The sequence below is a fragment of the Azohydromonas lata genome (genome assembly GCF_034427735.1).
Lineage (GTDB): Bacteria > Pseudomonadota > Gammaproteobacteria > Burkholderiales > Burkholderiaceae_C > Azohydromonas > Azohydromonas lata.
Genome location: NZ_JAXOJX010000001.1, coordinates 286,014 through 304,072, shown reverse-complemented (window position 1 = coordinate 304,072; position 18,059 = coordinate 286,014). Strand labels below are relative to the sequence as shown.

Sequence of the window (18,059 nt, the reverse complement as noted above, 5' to 3'; positions counted from 1 at the left end):
GTTCGGGCCGACCACGGCCGGGCCAGTGCACGGGGTGTAGGTCGATGTCGGCGATAAGGTCAGGGCCGGTCAGTTGCGGCCGAGCCCGGCGGATCTAGACAAAAGCCTTGCCGCGCTCGACGCCTTGATCCGCGCGCACCGGCAGTGCGGCCGCGGCCGTGGAGGCTCAGCGCAAGAACGCTCTCAACTGAGACCGATTTCTAGCCGAAGGCAGAAGAAGAGCGTGCGCAACGACTAACGCGACAAGTGCAGTCGTGCAACGCACGCCGGCGAGATTCCATGACTCCGAGGGCGGGTCAGTGGCTGCGCTGGGCGGATGAACGCCGGGTGAACACGCTCTTCAGCGTCTGTACACCCCTCGCCTTGCAGACTGCAAGCACAGTCGATGTCGACTGGGCAATGCTGCAAAGGAGATCCTCATGAACTCGACATCTTTGCTCTCAGCGATCGGGATGCTGGCGATCGCCGCCGCCGCGAGTACCGCGTCCCTTGCGTACGCCGGCCTAGGTTTGCTTAACGAGCCTGCAATGCCGCAGGCCCTACAGCCAACCGGGCGCGCGCTGACAGCGATGAACACGGGCTGGGTCAGCCGGGATACAGATCGGCACAACGGGCACCGGCGTGATCACGAGCGTGACAGGCCGATGCACCCGACTGCAGCTGCAAAACTCGGCATGCAGGCGGTGCCCACCAGCACGGGCCCGGGTGAGCCTGCCCACGGTTGGCGCTATTACACGGACGCCCCTGCGGGCCGTGCCGTGGTCATCAGCCCGCAGGGCGAGTACTTTCTCAGCCGCGGAGAGGGCCTTCGCCTGGTGGCCGTCACGCAGTCCGTTCACTGAGCAGCTCTGCAGGCACGCCGGCACGCCGTTGAGATTCCTCAACCGTTTTCTGATGTTCTGGGCACATCCTTCACATTGAACGAGAGCCTGGACTGCAATCCGTGCACTGTTCGTCCCCTGCCCGCAGCCTCGCGATGGCGAGGCTCATCGTTGCCGCTCAGCCAGCGTGGGCCGTCAACGACTGCGATGCCTCTGCCAAGGCGCGGCGCGCGTCGAGCTGGTACTGGGCGACGCGCGCCTGGCATTGGAAATAGATGAGCCCAACCGCTGCGACGTGCTGGCCGGCGACGCCGTGCTGGCGCACCTGCTCTCGCGCGAGGCGATGCGCCTGCATGGGCCTCGGACCGGCCCAACGGCCTACACGACGGTCCAAGATGCCTTCGCAACGTTCAGCCGCGCAGCAGCTTGGTCTTTGCCCGTGCCAAGGATTCAGGCTTGCCCAAGAGCACCAATGTATCGCCCGAGCGCAGCACGATGGCATCGTTGGCCTGCACGATTTGACCAGAAGCGCGGCGGATGGACAGAGTCCGTACGCCCAACGCATGCAACGCCAGTTCGCCCAAGTTGTGCCCCAGGCTGGTCGCAGCGGCCGGCAAGCTCACGCTAAAAAGCTGGACGTGCTGGCGTTCTTCCATCATTGGATCGTCGTCGGCACCATGGAAGTAACCGCGCAGCAAAACGTAGCGAGCATCGCGCGCGGCGCGCGTGAGCCGGATGACTCGACGCGCCGGTACACCCACCAGCGCAAACACATGGCTGGCCAGCATTAGCGAGCCTTCCAGCGCCTCGGGTACCACTTCAGTGGCGCCTGCGGCACGCAGCGTCTCCAGGTCGCTGTCGTCGGTGGTGTGCACGACCACTGGCACCTGCGGCGCGTGCTCGCGTACGAGGCTGAGCACTTTGAGCGTCGACGCGGTGTTGTGATAGCTCAGCACCACGGCGCTGGCCCGCGTCAGGCCCGCAGCCATGAGAGTGCGTAGCCGCGCCGCGTTGCCGAAGACCACGCTCTGGCCGGCGGCGGCGGCCTGGCGCACGCGGTCGGGATCCAGGTCCAGCGCCATGTATGGGATCTTCTCTGCCTCCAGCATCCTCGCCAAACGCTGGCCACTGTCTCCGTAGCCGCAGATGATCACGTGCGCCTCGTTGCGCATGGATTTCTTGGCGATGGTGGTGAGCTGCACCGACTGCAGCATCCATTCTGTGGCCCAGAGCCGCATCACGATGCGGTCGGCATGCATGATGACGAAGGGCGTGGCCAGCATCGACAGCACCATGCTCGCCAGCACGGGGCTGACCCATTTGGGATCGATGAGCCCGTGCTCGCTAATGAGCGCCACCAGCACGAAGCCGAACTCGCCCGCATGTGCCAGGTACAGGCCCGTGCGCAGCGCCACGCCCGGGGTGGCATGGAACAGCCGCGCCAAGCCCGCCACCAACACGAACTTGGCCAGCAGCGGTAGCGTGCTCAGCAGCAGCACCAGCGGCCACTGCGTGAGCATCGGGCGGCCGTCGAGCCTCATGCCGACAGTGATGAAGAACAGGCCCAGCAGCACATCGTGGAAGGGGCGGATGTCGCTCTCCACTTGGTGCTTGAAGGGCGTTTCGGCGATGAGCATGCCCGCCACGAAGGCGCCCAGCGCCAGCGACAGCCCGGCGTGCTCGGTGAGCCAGGCCAGGCCCAGCGTCACCAGCAGCAGGTTCAGGACGAACAGCTCCTCGCTCTTGCGCCGCGCCACCAGCGTGAGCCACCAGCGCATGAGCTTCTGTCCGCCGGACAGCAGCAGCGCTAGCAGCGCTGCGGCTTTGAGCAGCGCCAGGCCCAGGGCCTGCCACAGGTTGCCGCCGCTGTCGCCCAGCGCCGGGATCAACACCAGCAGCGGCACCACAGCCAGATCCTGGAACAGCAGCACGCTCAGCACGCGGCGCCCATGCTCGCTCTGCAACTCCAGCCGCTCGGCCATGAGCTTCACGACGATGGCGGTGCTGGACATGGCGATCGCCCCACCCAATGCCACCGCGCCCTGCCACGACAGCTTCCAGGGGCGCGCTGTGAAGGAGAAGGCTAAGGTGAGCAGGAAATTGCCCAGCACCGCGCCGATCATCGTCAACGCCACCTGTGACAACCCCAGCCCGAACACCATCGCGCGCATGCTGCGCAATTTGGACAGGTTTAACTCCAGGCCGATGGCGAACATCAGGAACACCACGCCGAACTCGGCCAGGTACTTCACGCCCGCGCTGTCCTTGGCCAGCGCCAGCGCGTTGGGGCCGATGAGCACGCCCACGACGAGGTAGCCCAGCATGGGCGGCAGCTTCATGGAGCGGCAAAGCACCACGCCGAGCACGGCGGCAACGAGATACAGCAGGACGACTTCAAGCGTGGAGGCCATGGAACAGGAGACAAAGGCCGTCGCGGTCTCAAGCGCCCTGAGTGTGCCCCTTGGCGCGGTGAGTGATCGGGCGTCATCTCACGAGCGGCGATGGAAAACAACGACTCGGGCAATCAACACATGACGGCCCCACACGCAGCCGTTTCAATCAACGTTAACCCAGATAATTGCCCATAATCTCCTATAAATAAAAGCTGTCGCAAGTTGACTTGGCTGCGGCGGATGGCTGCTGATCTGAAGCCCGACAAGCACTTAGGAAGGTGAGCGACTCATGACCAAGGCGCCCAGCCCGAGACTCACAGACCCAGGAATCTGCTGCTACTCACAGAGCGATCACCTGAAAGTCACCGCGCAGCCGCTCCAGCAACGTGCCATCGAGCCGTGGTGGATGGCACGCGCCCAATGCTGCGACAGCGTGTAGTCACTACCGCTGCACAGGTCGTTGTTGAGGCCCAGGGCCTTAAAAGCCGTGCCAGTCAGATCAGCCATCAGCAGTTGCGGCCGTGCAGGCCGCTGCAGCGGCACTATCCACCGGCCAGCCAGCTCCGCCGTGGCCACCAGCCAGGAACCGTGGCGCCAAGCCGACGACTCGTGGATCACGGTTTCGACAAAAGCCGTGGCGACCTGATCGGCGGCATAGCAGACACCGAACCGCTGCTGCGAATCATCAAAGCGCCGAGCAGCCACCCTGCCCCACCATGGCTCAGTGGCCGGGTGCCGCGACAGGCGCACCGGGCTCTCAATGGGAACTTCGACGGGCTGCAGCAGGTGCTCGCAAGTGCCGCGCTCAGGTGCGCGCATCGCTCCCGGAGTCGGCGTCGGGATGCATGCGCTCGCGCGCCCAGGCTTGTGCCAGCTGCACGGTGCGTGCGAGCTGCTCGGCCTGTATCGGTACCGCGGGAACAAGTCTGCTGGGGGTTACAGCCACCGTGAATGGGTCCCCTCACGGACTGTTTGCGCGGTGGGAATGGCATCGGGACCGACACGGCCGGACGCCGCCTTCGTGCACGAAGCAAGGGAACTGAGTTCAGCGGCGCAACGACCAAGCGCCCGTTCACGGAACGAAGTTGAGGCTCTACGGGAAACCCGTACTCTTGTTGACCGGTGCGTGCCCAGCGCTTTCAAACTTGGCTATGCGCATTTCCGGACTGCCATGGCGTCAAGCAAGGCAGCCTGCCCTACACCGCTTGGCACGCTTGAATCACACGGTGTGGTGGCCTTGGGCCACCACACCGCGCTAGATTGAAAGGGTCCAGGCTGCGCCGTGACGCTACTCGCTGCTGCAAAGCGTAGTGGCAGGTGGCGCTTCCGGTGGCCGATACGCCGCACCAGCCGCCCGGCGCGGACTGCACTTCTTTCCCCAAGAACGCTTTACGCCGCGGGCCGTTCCTGTCATGGCGCGGGCGCGTGCCCCGCGACTAAGGAGGTGGGCAGGGTCAACGGTGCCCTGCCGCGTGGCGCGCTGGTGCCAGAAGGCAACAGGCGGGGTGCGGAGTTTTCGCGCGTGGGATCGCTACGCCGCATGAAATTCATATCAGCTATCAGCTTGGCAACGCAGTTCAACGGCAACGTACCGCCAAGAGAAGTCAGTTCTGGACAGCTCCAAACCTGCACGTAGCGGAACAGGCACACCGGTTGGTTTCTTGATCGACACGGCTTGGCAATCAGGCAGAGGAACATCGAGTGCGGGACGAGGCGCAGCAGGAGATGCAATCGCTTGTGAATGCGTTGCTCGAACTTCTACACTCGGTGTGGTGCAAAGGTGTCGGCGCATGGCTATTGCGCAGCGCAGTTGCGCGCCCACCTGTGGCACGGTGGCCCGGGGCCACCACGCCGGGTGCACTGTGCGCTTTAGCAGCGATGTCGATGAAGCGGCCCGACGGTTGCCAGGGATCACACGGAGGCTTCCATGCCTCCACGCAATCACGGATTGAGTGTCGACTTCCTGGAGCAGGTTCGGGCCGTACTGGACTGCCTTGGGCAGAACGCCGTGACGGGTCTGCCAAGATGACAATCCCCTTCTCATCATGGCTGAGGACGAAGTGGTCTCCCGGAAAGCGCTGTGCCCTCACCGCGTGAGCGCCGTGCGCCGCTGCACGTGCCTCCGCGCCATCAGTACTCCGCCCGGACGCATGTGGCTGGCCAAGCTTTATGGCTGAACGTCCAGCAGGCAGCCTGCACTGTGGTGGATTTGAGGGGTTTTGTACGAGAGCACACGCGAGCCTGCGAAAGGAGGCGGTGGCCCCGGGCCACCGCCCCATCGTTCCAAGCTGCAATGAAAAATCATCGCTGGACAGGACCTCGTGTGGTCGGTCCCAGCAGTTCACATGGTCATGTGAAGTTGAGGGTGGCCCCAGGCCACCGCCGTTTGACGGGGCCTCCAGTCAGCGCAATTGTTTCTTTTAAGAGAAAAAGGCTGGCCAAGCGTTTGCAGTGAAAAGGCGCAGGCTGCTCGCGTCTCGCGGAAAAGTGGCCTCAGGCCACCGCTTTCGGGCAAGAAAGGAAACGGGACCACGCCGCTTGGCACAGTGTCTTTCCAACGCAGCAGACGCTGAGCAGAAGGCTTGCTGGGTTTGATGGGGAAAAGGGCTGCGACCGACGTATGGCCGATGCGCCGGCTTCGTGTAGGGAATTCACGAGGCGACACCGCCAGCTACGAGCACCAAGCCCAGCACGCCTTGCCACTGGTGGGCAGGCGCACAACGCATTGGTGGAAGAGGTTTGCCAAAGAATGCACGCACCGCACGAGGATCGAAGCGGCCCGGTGATTCAAAGCCACTGGGCCGTCGCAGTACAAGGCACACGCGGTTTAATGCCCTCGACACCCTATTCCCGATGGCCGAAGACGCTGGATCTGCAGACCTGCCGCAGGACTATCAAACGCAGGACTGAATGAAAACGAACTTCGCCGCCGGTGGTGGGGGTGCTCGCCGGCAGTCGACATGTTCTGTGACCTTCCTCTGTCACATTGCCGCGGATCCGATGCGGTGAGTAGCCAGACACCAGTACTCAACCGCGAAAGTCGCTTCCTGCGAGCAATGCCCGTTCATGGACATCTCCGACCCGGTTCGGTGATCGTGCCACCGCCGCCTTCCTGTCCGAGGTGGCCATTTGGTGGCCTGGGGCCGCGATGCGTTGCACGAGGATTCGTGGCGGCGCAGCAGAGTTGCCGCAATTGGACTCGCGGCGAAAAAGATGCCTGCCGTCGGCAGCGCAGTAGGACAGCAATCACTTCGTGTGCAGCCAGGCCCACACCCGAAGACACGCGCCTTGTTGCGGCACTAGCACCGGATCCCGGCATACGCTTGCCAAGCATGCAAACGGTGGCCCGGGGCCACCGCGTGCGTCTCGTCGCGAGACAGGGTAAATGCCGTGCCGCCCCAGCACCGGTCCGCAGCATCCGCGCCGACACGGCAGTTGCTGTCCTCTTGGCACGACCCGGCTGTCGACGTCGCCGAGTTGGCTGTGCCGGACCCGCCCTGCGCCGACAGGCATGCAACAGGACCGAGCGTAAGGCAAGCCAGCATGGGCAACCCGGTACCTATTCGGGAACGGGCTGCAGCGTAAGCAAACGGCGATCACGCTCGTCGTTCGCGCAAGTTGACAGGGCAGCGCACGCCAGGCCGCAGCTATATCACCGGGTCAGTTGATTCATCTTGCAGACTTGGTGGCCCCAGGCCACCGGGTCGCCCAGGATTGGCACTTCGCCGATCCGCACGCCACGAGTTCTGTATACCGACCATCCGCCCGAGGCCTGCAGCAATCCTATTTAGCGCTACAGGAGCACGGGCGACTATTTATCGGCTGGCAGTCAACCTGGACCAATCGTCTGGAGACAGGGGCGGGCGGTGCGGCGTTGCAAGCAACCGTACCTGTCGGGCCAGGCCCCATTGGCCTTCCTGCCATGGGGCTCCTCGACGGCTCCCAGACACCGTTGGAGCGAGAGCTCTCGTGAGGCTGACTTCTCGGAGACCTTTGTCCGCACAACCTCTTTCCAGCGGCTGTGCCGCTTGCGTTGGTCGGCACTATACCGGCATGAAGTCCTGCCGGAACCTGACTGGTGGCCCGGGGCCACCGAGGGGTCCGCAAATCGCGCCGCAACCACGGAAACTCCTCGGAATGCACGCGGCCCGCTGTCCATTCAAGCCGCCAAGAAGGGATTCCTTGTAAGCGGCGCCGATATCTTGGCCGCCGATGCAGTAGGCACGCCCTGCTGCGTCCATTCTTGAGAGAAAAGCTCTTTGGCGGGCGCTGGCCCATCCGGGCTTGGCGACGTCGCGGTGCCGCCTCAACCTCCCGCGCCGACGCACGTCGACCAACTGACCCCCTTCGTTTCGCCGGCGTATCAGATTTGGGCCCTGCCCCCGGTGGCCTCAGGCCACCGACAGCGCTGCTGCAGCGATGGTCACTGGGGAGCACAGCAGCGGCTTGGCAAACGGGAGTGGCCATAGCCGCCTAGTCATGGTGTGCCGGCCTGAAGGATGCCGCTGCAACACATGCATCGGGGCGCTGCAGTGGTGCGTCAGATAGCAAATTTGCAAGAGGCATGGAAGGTTCAACCGCCATGCCGATCGATGTACCCGCGGCCGTTTCATCAAGGGGCATCCTTGGTGAAGCATCAGCACGCGACAGAGTTGCTGGGTGGCGCCGCTTGGCCGGTTGATGGCCGGTCCATGGTCTCTTACGGCGCGAGCGGCATTCTCAGCGGCTACCGCACCGCCGGCGGTCGGGTCACTCCGATGCAATGTGGTACGCGGCGAGCCTCGGAAGTGCACGAACGTCGATCCTGCTGCTCTGCTTACGTTGTAGCTTGAGTCCGGCTTCTGACACGGCCAAGCGCTGAACCATGTACACCACGGAGTCTGCAAAAGACCAGTCCCTCGACCAACGAACCTCCGTCTTCTTAAGGCTGCAGCGGAATCGGCGAGCCGCTGCTATTTGGTGGCCCCGGGCCACCACAGCAGAATGGGCAGATGCAAAGCATGCATCCACCACAGGGCAAATGAAAAGGGCTCCTCGAAGGGAGCCCGGGTTGCGTAGCAGTTCTGCGGTGCACTATTGCTTGTGCAGCTTGTCGCGCTCTTTCTCTAGCAACGCCTGGATTGCCTCGACCAAGCGCGGCGTCAGCCTCATCTCCTTGGATAACTTGACGGAGAGCCAACGGTCCGCACATTCGAGCGTGGCAACCGGGCGCCCATGGCTGCCCGCGATCTCTATGCGCTGCGGCCGCGCATTGGCCGACACCGTCAGAATCTCGAAAACTTCCCGTGCACCCAGCCGGCCCTTCTCTTCCCTTGCTTTCTGGGCACGCTGGGAGACTCCGTCCGGATCCTTCTGGACTGCGTCGGCAAGCTTCTCTGCCCAGCCTTTCTGAATGCTGCGCTTGCTCGGGAAAGCCTCGAGCACTTCAGCCGGCAGTGACGCAAGGAGCAGATAGCGACGCACCAGCCCCTTGTCCTTGCCGATCCTGTTAGCTAGGGCCGTGGGCGACGTGAACAGGCCCGCGTCCAGCGCAAGCTTGTAGCTGCGTCCCTGCTCGTACGGCGAAGGATTGGCACGCCCGGCGTTCTCATACTCCATGGCCTCCCACAGGGCCATGTCGGTCATGTCAGTGACCACCGCGGCCAGCACCTTCAACCCGAGTTCTGCACAAGCACGGGTACGGCGCCTACCGAACACCATCTCGTACACGCCTTCCTGCCCGGCATTGGCCCTGACCAGGATAGGCTGCACGTTGCCGCGCGTCTTCTCGATGGCGGCCTTGAACTCTTCCCATTCATTGCCTTCGAAACTTTCGGCGTCACGGTTGGGAAAAGGGCCGGGCGTAATGCTGGCGGGATCCAGCGGCAAGGTCGGCTGAGCACCGACCCACTTCTCAAGCTGCTTTCGCAGGCTTGCCAGTTCGCGTTCGGTGTCCTTCTGGACCCCCATCATGGCCAGCAAGGTTCCCGGTGCCGTACGAGGCTGCGAGGTCAGCGGCGCAGTCGACGTGGCCCCAGGCACCGTCTCTGCAGGACGTGGCACGGCTGCCGCCGAGGCTGTTGGCTGGATCTTCTCGACCGCCGCAGTTGCCTGCGCGATCCGGTCCTTCATCTTGCTCACAGTGCGGCCTCCCTGGCTTCAACGCCGAACAGGGCGCGCTGAGCGGTCTGATTGGCCCAAGCCTTTCCGATCGACGACTCCAGCATGTCGACCACGCGGTTTGCCGCATCCACCGCGCGAGCGAACGTTGCCCTGGACCCCTCGTAGGTTGTCACGTCGAACACGGTGCCAAACGACAGCGATGTCGTGCCGGCCGCCTTGGAGTCGGGGATTTCCACCGGAAGCACGAACTCGCCGTAGGCCTTGGCGATCCACGTCGCCACGGTGGTCGCGTTGTCGTCGCCTGCCTTGACCTTGGAGAGCAGCACATGGACGAAATCGAACTCCGACCGTCCGCCGTTGTAGGCAGCGTTCTGGGCGAGCTCGGAGAACAAACCGAAGAACTGGGCTGAGGACGCGAAGTCGAGATTGTTGGGCGGCAAGGGAATCAGCAGTCCGTCAGCCGCGTTGAACGCGTTCATCACCGTGAAGCTAAGCGACGGGCTCGTGTCGATCAGGATCACGTCGTACTGATCGCGCAACTCCTCCAGGCCGGCATCAAGAACCATGTAGAAAACAAGTCCTTCGGTGCCCTCGCGCATCTGACGGGCAGGCAGCAGGAACTCGGCGTTGTAAAGATTGGGATTGCTCGGGATAAGGTCGATGTTGGGCCAGTAGGTCTTTCTCACGGCGTAAGCCGCGCTGTCCTTCTCGCCTGCGAACAGCGGCACCAGCGTGTCGTCCATTGGCAGTGTGCTGATCTCATGCCCGAAGCCAAACAGCGTCGTGAGACTTCCCTGTGGGTCCAAGTCGATGGCCAGCACCTTGTGGCCACGCAGTGCCAGGCCCTGTGCCAAGGTCATCGACGTCGTCGTCTTGCTGACTCCGCCCTTGAAGTTGCCAACCGCGATTGTCACGGCCCTGCATCCCTGGGGGCGCAACTTGTCGGATCGGTACGCGCGAGCCCAGGTCGAAGCCTCCTCCACAGTGAAGAAGCGGCGGTTGTTGCCCCGGGCCACTTCACCCTTGGGAAGGTCACCTCGCGACACCCGGTAAAGCACTTGGTCATTGGAGATGCCGCACAACGCTGCCAGCTTCCCAGTGGACAGGGTGGGAGGCGTCTTCACCCTGTCCGGCGCAAAGATCGCACCGCGTACCGTTTCCAGTGTGGTAGCTGCAACCTCAGCAGCCTGGGAAATCCGGCTGAGAGGGACCTTGGGATAGGGAAGGGTACGTGTGCTCACTATGGATGCTCGCTTGGGGACGGAGTCCGTGAAATTCGACGGATTCGATCATAAATCACGGACTAGTGGTATGGCGCCAACTACGTGGATACAAAAATACAACTCAACTACCAATACCAATACAGGGGCCAAAAACTTCTTTTAAATCAGCGACTTACACCATTTTGAGTGAGTTGAAACCGGAAAGCCGGTGAGTTGAAAACGGGCTGCGGTGTGTTGATAGCTGAGGATTGGTGAGTGCCTTACGGGGGTTTGGGTGAGTTGAATCCTGGGGCTGGCGCAGAGAAGAGTCAGCGCCCACCTCCATCGCAGTGATGCTGCATCGTGCTTTCCGCTTGGGTTGGCACCGACCCCAGGAAACATCTCACCTTTAGTGCTCCTGAGCGCCTCCTTCATGAGCACGGCTTCTCCGGCCTCACCGTTTTTCGCCGCTCGACGCGGTTGGAAACGCACCGAAACCACGGGACAGGAGCATCGCAACGTCGCAGCAACGTAGAGCCACCGGAAACGTCTCACCTTTCGAACCATTGCGGTTCCCGCTCCTTTGTCCTGGGGAAGTTTGCGGAATCAAGGGCTGCGGTCGACCAGGGTCCGGAAACGTCTCACCTTTGGCCGCCTGCGCCAGCACGCTCATAACCACTGAACGTGAGGAACCAGCTGCATCCGCTTTGCCGGCAACGCTGCGATAGCACTTGCATCGACGCTCCTGCTGGCCATGCGCACGCACTTGCGCCGAAAGCGTTGCTGCATGACGAGGGCCTGCGTCATGCTGATCAGACGAAGACGGGGGCCGGGCGTCTGGCCGAGGCCGGGCGCTGCTTGCAGTTCTTCTTCTGCAGAAGCATCCCGCACAGCGGAACGCGTCTGTGCTGTCGGCAGGTGTGCGACGACCCCTTCACGTAGCGTCGTCGTGGCGTATCGCCTGCAGACAGCGTGGCCGTACCAGACATGCCGATAGACGGCGCGGTTACGCAGGAATCTCAAGTGAGGACGGAACCACGGCTGGCGCACGGTTGGTCACAGGTCACCGACATTTCCTTGGAAGCGATCCTGAGGTTGAGGTGAGATACTGTCCAGAGGAGACTCACCGATGCCCCCCGCCCCCAAAAAGATCAGCAGCGAAAGCGGTGAGCCGCAGCAGCTGCGCAAGTCCGAACGCATGCTGGTGCTGCGTGCCTCATCCGTCTCGCTCACCCTGATCGCGCGCAAGATGTACAACGCGATGCTTTACGTCGCACAGCGCCAGGGGCTGGAGAGGCCACGCTATTCAGCGCCATTGTCGAAGCTGGCCAAGATCATCGACTACGGCGGGAACGACAATGCGGCCCTGAAACAGATCGTTCGCGAGATGCAGACTTGCCTGATCCAATGGGAGTCGCCGGTCGGGCGGGGCGGTGTCGGCTGGTCGTCGTCACAGCTGATCGGCGGTGTCGAGGTCGGCGTGGTTGCTGGCCAGAACGTCATCTGGTGGGAGTACAGCAGCATCTTCAAGCGCGACATCCTGGAGCCGATGCCCTACGCCACCATTTCGCTGGTGACCAACGCGCGGTTGCGATCGATCTCGGCACTCGCGCTCTACGAGATCTGCTCGCGCTACAAGAACTCGATGCTCACGACCAGGCACCACTGGCGGTGGTGGCGTGATGCCCTGAGCCTGCAGCCCGGCACGATGAAGGAGGGCGGCGAGTACAAGACGTTCCATCGCGATGTTCTCAAGCGCGCCATCAGCGAGATCAACAGCCAGTCGGAGATCGAGATCGAACTTGTCACCCACAAGGAGGGGCGGGCGATCAGCGAGATCCAGTTCAAGGTACGCCCCAATACCAGCGCGCAGCGCGAAGTCCAGGTACCGAACATCGAGCCGGTCGACCTGATGCTCTATGACCGGGCAGCTGCGCTGGGCATAGGCGTCAGATGGTCAGAACGCCTCATCGAGCTCCATGGCGATGCGGCCTTCAGCAGTGGCTTGGACTTGCTTGAAGCCCGCATGAAAAACGCGGCGGCCGAGCTCGTCGCATCGCCGCATCGCTGGCTGGAGGAAGTACTCGACAGGCGGTCACTGCCCTTGTCGATGGCAAGCCAACCGACAGTGGTCGAGACCCAGCCCATGCCAACGACGTCCCCACCGCCCGCGCCCGTCCCGTTCACCTCGATGTCCGTCGCCGACTTGGAGACCCGGGAGAGGCGCAACGCCGAGGCGATCAGCCTGTACGCGCAGTGCAGCGAGGAGGTCAAGCTGGCGTATCGGCAGGCCTTCGCCAGTGCGGTTCTGCCTGGCTTGCATCGCAGCTACAAGACGGATTGGGAACGCAACGGTCCCACCGGACGCATGGTCGGTCCTGTCTTTGTCCGCTATCTCAGCGAGCGGCTTTCCGTGAATTCCGCAGTGTCGGCCCCGTAAGGTAAGCCGCCTGCGCCTGACGCCGCGGATGGCCGGGAGGCGCGGTACAGCCAGGACGCGCTCAGACCGAGCGGTCCGTTCCGTTTGCCATCGTTGCAACAGCCGAACTCTCCGCCGCGCGACTCGCCAGCTCGGGCAGCGACGACTCCGACCGCCCGACATCGAGCACCGGTGTCGCCGTCGCTGCGGTCTGCATCAAGGCAAGGGCGTCGCTGCTTGCACTGATTCCCGCGTCCGACCCGGCCGGCGCTGCCTCATCCAAGCCAGTGGCAACAGCAGCGGGCATGGCCGTGGGCCCTGGATCGCGCATCTCCATGCGCAACCGGTCCGCCAGCAGCCTTGCCAGGGAGGCAGGGCGCCCGGTGATGCGCTTGGCCTTGGCCCGCATCCTGTCAAGCTCGGTCTCGGTCACCAACTCCTCGATCTCCAGCGTCTGCAGCAACGGCATCAACTGGTCAAGCTTGTGAATGAGTTCGAAGTAGCGCCTGCCGATGGCCGAGACGATTGCAACGTCCTCTTCCATAGGGGTCGTCGTGAACGAGGCAACAGCGTCGATGCTGGATTCCTTCAGGCGCTGCTCCATGCCGTCCATGAGCTTGTCGATCAACTTGCTGGCATTGGCGATGGCCTGCTTGATCTGTAGTTCCAGGGTTTCGATTTCCTGATGACTCTTACGCGTCCGGCCAATCGTGGAGATGTAGTACACCCTGGACTGCAGCACGTAGAAGAAGCGCACGAACAACCGCTTGCCCTCCGCGCTGTGCAGCGAGGTCCGGCGCGTGATGGCCGCGGCTTCCACCCGGCGGAAATCCGCTGGCGTTTCCTTGGCCAGGATGCGCCTGTTGGCTTCGCCATGGTCGGTCCGGACCATCGCCGGTAGCTGTCTGAAGTTGTCCATTTGTGCGCATCACTTGCGTGAGGGAGCTGGCCAATCATCACGAAGCATCCGGATCGTTTCCAGGAAAAATCCCGCCGTTTTTTCCGAAGATCAGGCCCCAACCCCCCGCAGACCCCTCGTTGCGGGCTAGCGTTGACAGCGGCCGTGGTCGGATTTACTTTGGCGGCATGTGCAGCAGCTGGCCCTGCACTCAAGCATCAGGCAAGCCACCCAAGGCGCCGCCCCAGTGGTCGGCGCACACCCGCTCCCAGCGGAAACGTTCTTACCAGCCGAGCTGACAGCTTGGCTTTTCGAGGCGCGACGCCACGCCCTGAGCGGGGTCGCGCGCCGAAAAGCTTTCTGATCGGTAGCTGGTAGACCGATCAAGCGGCTCACGCCGCCAGTTCAAACCAGCGCAAGCGGTCGGCATCGATGCCGACGTCATCAACCCTGCGGGGCAATGTGCCTCGCAGGAGTTCCCCTGCAGCGCATTGCTTCGCCCGTTTGGGAGACAGCAATGTCCGTTCATCACCGGGCGTGTGCGTCATCCGCGCGCGACCCAACTTCCGTACCTGTTCCCGGTGCACTGCTTGGTCAGGAAGAGCTCAAGCTGACCTTCGAAGACCTGCCGCCCAGCGCGCAGCAGGCTGTAGCTGAGATGCTTGGCGACCTCGGCGGACGCACTGTCGAATGGTCCGAGCAGGACGTCGTGTACCTGCACTGGCGGCTGCTACAGGAACTGCCTCGCTTGGCAGACCCTGAAACGCCGCTGGAGGAGAAGCTCGACACGTTGGCCTGGGCCCTCGCGAAGTCCGAGCACGATGCCGAGCCTTTCAGCTTCGCGCAGTGCCTTCGGGTCGTCGGCACAAGCCCACTGTCGCCGGCGCCCTACGTCGGCCTGGTGGATGCCGACGACATCCGTGCATGGCTGCGCTGGCACTCGCGGCGCTGGATTGCAGCGACGCTGGAACGGTACCCCCAGTGGGTGCGCGATCTGGTTCGGGCCCAGCCCGACATGGTGTGCCGGGAACTGCAGCGCAATCCCCAGTGGATCAACGAGCAGATCCGAGCACGAGAGCAGGGTCCTCAAGGGGACCTGTTTGGTTCGGATTGTCCGTAGGCGGGAGCTGACCATGCAACTTCCCGCGATTCCCTCGCGGCTCGCGCTGGCCATGCTGATTGTGCTGTTCGGCTTAGCGGGTGCGTTGGACCGTGACACGAATGGTGATCCGGTCTCACATGCTGCTTCGCACGCCACGGCCGGGTTGCAGGGCCACGCCGTCCGGCGTGCGCCGCAGCATCTGTGCTTGCTGTGCCAAGTGCCAATCGAAGAGCGACACGAGGCGGTACGCCGTCTCGTGCGCGCCTCGGCGGAGCCCGTGACGATCGTCCAAGGTCAATCAGAAACCGGACCGGCGCGCGAACTGCGTTGTACGGTCATCGACGAATAGGAGAGATGCCATGAACACGGCTGTTGAGTCCACTCTGCGTCAGGTCCTGTCGCGGGAAATGCTGGGCTACTACGTCAAGGAGTACGAACTCCTGACCGCAGAGCGCGGCCGTGAGTTCGTCGTGCTTGGGGCAGAAAGGATCGCGTACCGCGTGGGGCTTTGCCAGAACGGGTACGAAATCCAGCGCGAGTCGGAGAGCGGGACGGCAGTGCATCCGCTGCTTCGCGCGCCAGCTCACGGTTTGCACAAGCACGCGATCGGCAAGGCGATGGTCAGTGGCGCGCTCTTCACGAGCGCGCTCCATTGACACAGCTGATACCGGCTTGACCGACGTACGCGGCTGCGACTGCAGCTGTCGTGCACCGCAAGCATGCGGCCGAGCAAGCCCGCAGGGTCTTGGTTCGATACCGGCTACCCGCGGCTTCATACCGCGGTGACGCCACCCACCTCAACCCGAAGCGGGTCGCGCATCCGCCTCGGCGGCGCCGCGTCCTGCTTTCCCAATGGAGCTGATCATGAAAGTGCATGTTCAAGTGAATGAGCAAGGCGCGTTGCGCAACGGTCGTTACGCCTTCGGCAACCGCTATACGGTGCTGTCGGAGCTGCTTCAAAACGCCCGCCGGTCCGGCGCATCGGCTGTACACGTCGAGTACCTGGACGTGATTCAGCGGTTGCGCTTCACCGATGATGGTTGTGGCATCGACGACTTCCAGAAGCTGCTGAGTCTTCACGAAAGTGGCTGGGACGAGCAGCTGGCCAACAGCGAAGGAGCTTTCGGCATAGGGTTCTCAAAATGCCTGTACGCCGCCAAGTCGGTGTCCGTGACGTCCCGCGGGATGACGCTGGCGTTCGAGTGCGCCGATGCGCTGGCACAAGCCGAGCTGGAAGTCGTTCCGGTACCTGAGACGGACCGTCGCAAGACGGTCGTACAGCTCGATGGCGTCGAACTGCCGCACCTTCGCGTCATCATCGGCCGCATGGTGCGAAGCTTCCCGATCCCGGTGTACTTCAACGGCGAGCCGTGCGAGCGTTCCCATGCGCTCGATGCGCGGCCCTTCGTGAAAACGCCTATCGGCATGGTGCATCTCGCCGGCGTCGAAACCGGTAGACCTTCCGACCTGGTGGCCGTCTACCTGCAGGGGCTGCTCGTGGCCGACGCCGCGCTCGCTGGCTACCTGTCGCAGGGTGAGGTTGACGTCATTCACCTTGACCTGCAGCGCTTTGCCGCTCGTCTGCCAGACCGTACGGAGCTCATCGACCCGCTGGAGGCCTGCGAGCGCATCGACCGCAGGATCAAGCGGACGTGGAGGCTGACGCTGCTGCAGCACAAGGCCGTGATGGCCCCGCAGGACTTCGTGAATCGCTACTACGAGGCCGCGCGCTGCAAGGACCTGCTCGAGGTCTTCGACGACGTGGACGTATTGCCGCGCCGCGCTTACTCGCTGGTGTCGGCCTATCCGGGCGTACCGATGCGGGAGGAATGCGACTACCGCCTGGTCGGGGAGTCGCATCTGCATCGCTCGGATATCGACGCCGGCGTAGTGCGGTTGGCCGCGTACGAACCTGGCCTGGAAGGCCCGAATGTGGCCACGCTGATGTACGCCCAGGCCGCGTCGCTGGTGCTGGTCGATCTCGGCATGCTCGGTCCAAACCATTGGGTCCAGCACGGCTTGCGCGACCTGACACGGGAAGCCGTGACCGTGACGGCCGTGGACGTCACCGCGGAGGCCAACTTCCGTGGCACCTACGCGCAAGCGCCGGTGCGTGCCTGCGACCACATCGAGATCGTCCACGGCGGCGACAAGGTGGTGATCCGGGACAAGGCGATGTTCTGGGACGGCGCGATCCTCTATCCGCGCGGCTGCCGCGACGGCCAGGTCGTGATGCAGGTCAGCGACTACAGGACTGCGCAAGACCATGTCGATGAACTGGCTTGCGGGGTCGATGAGGACCTGCTCGCGCGATTCATGCGCAAGCTTCGCTGTCCTGACCCGGTGGCCTTGCTCCAATGTGTGCTGGAGGAGATCTGCTGGACGGATTACCCGCAGCTCAGTGGCAGACGGTTCCGACTGATCATCGGTTCGTCCGACGCCACACTCACGGTCAGCCAGGCGTAATACGCTGGGTAGGCCGGGAAAGAATCCTTCATGATTCTTTCCACAGCGTGCTCGGGTTGTGCGCTGTGGAAAGGGTCGTCGTGTTTCGCAAGTTTCGCTGGAGCGGAATGCGCTTCTGGTGATGCGGATCGCTACGCTCATAGCCGCCGAGCCAGATTAGGCGGTTGATATTGGGATTTATCCATGAACTGCTGGACCAACTGGATATCAAACATCGAGGGCATGGAGCTTGTCCGGCCGGGGGAACCGGCGGATGAAGTGCCTTCCCGGTGGCATTTGTAGAGGCTTGCCGCTGCCGGCACAGCGCGCTTTTCACCTGGAACGCCGCTTGGCCCGCATCTTGGAAAAGCTTCGAATGAGATCACTGGAGCTATCCAACATGCCCAAGCCAGGCACGAGTGGAGTTGGCGTCTGTCCGACCCTGCAGCGGTTTTGGTGGAAGCGATCAGCAACGCCAGCGGCAAAGACCTGACTTCCGCTTAGCAGCGGCGTGGTGAAACGCACAGGCGACAAGGCAGGCTGCCTGCCCTTACTGCAACGGGTCACCGGCAAGCCCAGGCGCGAGAGGAACGTATAAAATTGCGCACGCAACGCTCTCGCGGTGTCCACCACTGGCATGAGAAGCGCCAACTGAACCAGTTTTCAGGGCGATTCGC

General features: G+C 63.1%; 12 protein-coding genes. 6 read left to right on the top strand and 6 right to left on the bottom strand.

Translation table 11 applies throughout. The annotated features are described in order from the left end of the window. The first annotated feature begins 419 nt into the window (after positions 1-419). Positions 420-842, top strand: a complete 423-nt coding sequence (locus SM757_RS01380; RefSeq protein WP_322463911.1) for a hypothetical protein — start codon at positions 420-422, stop codon at positions 840-842. A gap of 157 nt (positions 843-999) precedes the next feature. On the opposite strand, the gene SM757_RS01375 is transcribed toward SM757_RS01380, so the two are convergent. The 5 genes from SM757_RS01375 to SM757_RS01355 all read right to left on the bottom strand — a co-directional run bounded on the left by SM757_RS01375 (position 1,000) and on the right by SM757_RS01355 (position 10,557). Next, positions 1,000-1,176, bottom strand: coding sequence for a hypothetical protein (locus tag SM757_RS01375; RefSeq protein WP_322463910.1), 177 nt, complete (start codon positions 1,174-1,176; stop codon positions 1,000-1,002). 55 nt (positions 1,177-1,231) lie between these two features. Then, the gene (locus tag SM757_RS01370; protein WP_322463909.1) at positions 1,232-3,232 is read right to left on the bottom strand and encodes a cation:proton antiporter domain-containing protein; all 2,001 of its coding nucleotides are present in this window, start codon (positions 3,230-3,232) and stop codon (positions 1,232-1,234) included. A 333-nt stretch (positions 3,233-3,565) separates the two neighbouring features. After that, positions 3,566-4,033, bottom strand: coding sequence for an RES family NAD+ phosphorylase (locus SM757_RS01365; protein ID WP_322463908.1), 468 nt, complete (start codon positions 4,031-4,033; stop codon positions 3,566-3,568). 4,254 nt (positions 4,034-8,287) lie between these two features. Then, positions 8,288-9,325: a ParB/RepB/Spo0J family partition protein gene (locus SM757_RS01360; RefSeq protein ID WP_322464206.1), complete on the bottom strand. Its 1,038-nt coding sequence runs from the start codon at positions 9,323-9,325 to the stop codon at positions 8,288-8,290. A 5-nt stretch (positions 9,326-9,330) separates the two neighbouring features. Further along, positions 9,331-10,557, bottom strand: a complete 1,227-nt coding sequence (locus tag SM757_RS01355) for an AAA family ATPase (protein ID WP_322463907.1) — start codon at positions 10,555-10,557, stop codon at positions 9,331-9,333. Positions 10,558-11,647: 1,090 nt separating this feature from the next. Here SM757_RS01355 and SM757_RS01350 point away from each other — a divergent pair. Continuing rightward, a complete protein-coding gene (locus SM757_RS01350; RefSeq protein WP_322463906.1) occupies positions 11,648-12,958 on the top strand; it encodes a replication initiation protein in 1,311 nt (436 codons plus the stop codon). 61 nt (positions 12,959-13,019) lie between these two features. Here the strand turns inward: SM757_RS01350 and SM757_RS01345 are convergent, their stop codons facing one another. Next, positions 13,020-13,856 carry a DUF1845 domain-containing protein gene (locus SM757_RS01345; protein WP_322463905.1) on the bottom strand — a complete coding sequence of 279 codons (837 nt, stop codon included), beginning with the start codon at positions 13,854-13,856 and terminating at the stop codon, positions 13,020-13,022. 496 nt (positions 13,857-14,352) lie between these two features. Here SM757_RS01345 and SM757_RS01340 point away from each other — a divergent pair, with 496 nt between their 5' ends. The 4 genes from SM757_RS01340 to SM757_RS01325 all read left to right on the top strand — a co-directional run bounded on the left by SM757_RS01340 (position 14,353) and on the right by SM757_RS01325 (position 17,403). After that, a complete protein-coding gene (locus tag SM757_RS01340) occupies positions 14,353-14,955 on the top strand; it encodes a hypothetical protein (RefSeq protein ID WP_322463904.1) in 603 nt (200 codons plus the stop codon). A gap of 13 nt (positions 14,956-14,968) precedes the next feature. Then, positions 14,969-15,286, top strand: a complete 318-nt coding sequence (locus SM757_RS01335) for a hypothetical protein (protein WP_322463903.1) — start codon at positions 14,969-14,971, stop codon at positions 15,284-15,286. A gap of 10 nt (positions 15,287-15,296) precedes the next feature. Beyond that, the gene (locus tag SM757_RS01330; RefSeq protein ID WP_322463902.1) at positions 15,297-15,593 is read left to right on the top strand and encodes a hypothetical protein; all 297 of its coding nucleotides are present in this window, start codon (positions 15,297-15,299) and stop codon (positions 15,591-15,593) included. A gap of 208 nt (positions 15,594-15,801) precedes the next feature. Continuing rightward, on the top strand, positions 15,802-17,403 hold the full coding sequence (locus SM757_RS01325; protein WP_322463901.1) for an ATP-binding protein: 1,602 nt from the start codon (positions 15,802-15,804) through the stop codon (positions 17,401-17,403). Positions 17,404-18,059: the final 656 nt, after the last annotated feature.